This window comes from Citrobacter sp. wls711, assembly GCF_005281055.1.
Classification (GTDB): Bacteria; Pseudomonadota; Gammaproteobacteria; order Enterobacterales; family Enterobacteriaceae; genus Citrobacter; species Citrobacter gillenii.
Genome location: NZ_SZXC01000016.1, coordinates 1 through 255 on the forward strand (window position 1 = coordinate 1; position 255 = coordinate 255).

At 44.3% G+C, this 255-nt stretch carries 1 pseudogene; it reads left to right on the forward strand.

Annotation, left to right across the window (positions count from 1 at the left end):
• Nucleotides 1-195, forward strand: a pseudogene (locus tag FDW98_RS23490) (hypothetical protein); the annotation flags it as partial.
• Nucleotides 196-255 lie beyond the last annotated feature (60 nt).

A 255-nucleotide genomic window follows, 5' to 3' on the forward strand; every position in this document is an offset into this window, starting at 1 on the left:
CCGTTACCGGAAGAAACGCTGTCAGAGGAGATATTCACCCTGCTGGGCTGGGAAAACGTGGCGGATATTAACCTGGAAACGCTCCATAAACGGCGAAAAAAAGAGTGGAAGCGAACGGGGATCCCGCCAAATCCTCTGCGCAAAGGTACCCCCTTTGATTATTCAGGGGGGACACATTGTTTTTTTTATTATTAATACGGATGTTGAATGGTTCTTAACGGCATGGATAAATTATGAAAAAAGAACTGAAATTCT